Genomic DNA, 2,013 nt, shown 5'->3' with positions numbered 1-2,013 from the left:
CCGAACCCCGGAGTTGCGGACGCCGAACCGCTCGCCGGCGACGCCGTTGACGTACGCCTCGCCCGCGGTCGCGCCGTACAGACAGACGTTGCCGGCGACGACGTTCTCGGCCGGGTCGTACCCAGCGTCCGCGGGCGTGTTCACGACGATCCGGCCGCCGGAGAGTCCCTTACCGACGTAGTCGTTTGCCGCGCCGGAAAGCTCCAGGGTGATCCCCCGTGCGAGGAACGCGCCGAAGCTCTGCCCGGCGTGGCCGTCGAACCGGCAGGTGACGGTGTCGTCGGGGAGCCCGTCGCCGCCGTGTTCGCTGACGATCCGGTTCGAGAGCGTCGCGCCCACCGCGCGGTCGATGTTGTCGATCTCGCGGGTGAGCGCGACCGGCGCGCCGTCCTCGATGGCGGGGCGGGCCTCCTCGATGAGGTCCCAGTCGAGCAGCGTCTCGATGCCGGGGTGGGTCTGTTCGCGCGTCTTCGTGCGCGCGTCGCCGGCGGGGTCGGCGATCACTGCCGATAAGTCGAGGTGTTTCGCCTTCTCGTGGTCGGTGTCACGCTGCGTGAGGAGGTCGGGGCGGCCGACGAACGCTTCGACCTCGCGGAACCCGAGCTCCGCCATGATCTCGCGCAGCTCCTGTGCGATGAACGTCATGTAGTTGATGACGTGGTCCGGCTGGCCGGGGAAGCGGTTCCGGAGGTCCTCGCGCTGGGTCGCCACGCCGACCGGACAGGTGTTTTCGTGGCACTGCCGGGCCATCACGCAGCCGGAGGTGACGAGCGACGCCGTGCCGAACACGTACTCCTCCGCGCCGAGCGCGGCCGCCACGGCGACGTCGCGACCGGTCTTGAGCCCGCCGTCGGCGGTAACGCGGATCCGGTCGCGCAGCCCGGTCGCACGGAGCATCTGGTTCGCCTCGGCCAGCCCGAGCTCCCACGGGAGCCCCGCGTTCTTGATCGACGTCTTCGGGGACGCTCCCGTCCCGCCGGAGTGGCCCGAGACGTGGACGACGTCCGCGTTCGCCTTCGCGACGCCGGCGGCGATGGTGCCGATCCCGGCCTCCGAGACGAGTTTTACGTTCACGTCGGCGTCGGGGTTCGCCGCCTTCAGGTCGAAGATCAGCTGTTTGAGGTCCTCGATCGAGTAGATGTCGTGTTGGGGCGGCGGGGAGATGAGCCCGACACCCGGTGTGGAACACCGGACGTGGGCGATCATCTCGTTGACCTTCTCGCCGGGGAGGTGGCCGCCCTCGCCGGGCTTCGACCCTTGCGCCATCTTGATCTGTACCTCCTCGGCGTTCGCGAGGTAGTCGGCGGTGACGCCGAAGCGCCCGGAGGCGACCTGCTTGACCGAACACTCCTTCTCCGTGTCGAACCGCTCGGGCGGCTCGCCGCCCTCGCCCGTGTTCGATTTCGCGCCGAGCCGGTTCATCGCGATCGCGTTGTTCTCGTGGGCCTCCGGCGAGAGGCTCCCGAGACTCATCGCAGCCGTCGAGAACCGCTCGACGATCGATTCGACCGGCTCGACTTCCTCGATGGGAACCGGGTCGCGGTCGGATTCGAACTCGAGGAGTCCGCGCAGCGTCACCAGCTCCTCGGACTGGTCGTTGACGAGCTCGGCGAACTCGGTGTACGTCTCGTAGTCGCCGCCGCGGACCGCCTGCTGGAGTGTCCCGACCGTCTGTGGGTTCCAGCCGTGTTTGACGCCGGACGAGCGGTTCTCGTACTCGCCGATCGTCTCCAGCTGGGGGTCGGTGCCGAACGCCATCGCGTGACGGGTGCGGAGGTCGTCCTCGATCTGCTCGATCCCGATCCCCTCGGTGCGGATCTCGGTGCCGGCGAAGAACTCGCCGACGAACCCGGAGTCGAGCCCGACCGCCTCGAAGATCTGCGCGCCCTGATACGACTCCATCGTCGAGATCCCCATCTTCGCCATCGTCTTCAGCAGGCCGTCCTCTAGCGCGCCCCGGTACGCCGCGAGCGCCTCGGCCTCGTCCGCGTCGTCCGGCGCGGCGGGTACGTC

Annotated in this window: 1 protein-coding gene; it reads right to left on the bottom strand. The window is 69.2% G+C overall.

All coding sequences use genetic code 11. The features are described from left to right. The coding region (locus ACFQEU_RS15110) for a glutamate synthase-related protein (RefSeq protein ID WP_379783490.1) at positions 1-2,013 on the bottom strand (2,013 nt) is incomplete at both ends.

This window comes from Halorubrum tibetense (assembly GCF_042661865.1).
GTDB lineage: Archaea > Halobacteriota > Halobacteria > Halobacteriales > Haloferacaceae > Halorubrum > Halorubrum tibetense.
This window is presented reverse-complemented; position numbering and strand designations above follow the sequence as displayed.